Origin of the sequence: Zoogloea sp. LCSB751 (assembly GCF_002028455.1) — a bacterium.
GTDB lineage: Bacteria > Pseudomonadota > Gammaproteobacteria > Burkholderiales > Rhodocyclaceae > Zoogloea.
This window is the reverse complement of record NZ_MWUM01000496.1, coordinates 1-245: the sequence shown is the minus strand read 5'-3', so window position 1 is coordinate 245 and position 245 is coordinate 1. Positions and strand designations below refer to the sequence as shown.

The window sequence follows — 245 nt, the reverse complement described above, 5'->3', positions numbered from 1 at the left end:
TCTTCATGGGACTGCCAACGGTCTAGACTGTCATTCAGCGTGATCCGGCCATTGGCGCTGGACGAGCTTCCCGGCGCATCGTCCTCGACGACCTGGACATCGAAACATCCGCCAGTCAATTTCGGGGTGCACCAGGCCAGGTCGGGATACAGCCTCAACGCCGCTGTCTGAAGGACGCCAACAATGCGGGCGATTTCCTGGTCAAATGATTCATCTTCCGCCTGCTCCGACTCGTTCAGGCAAGT

General features: G+C 58.4%; 1 protein-coding gene. It reads right to left on the bottom strand.

Annotation, left to right across the window (positions count from 1 at the left end):
• On the bottom strand, nucleotides 1-245 hold a 245-nt coding region (locus B4920_RS30200), incomplete at both ends, for a hypothetical protein (RefSeq protein ID WP_216820120.1).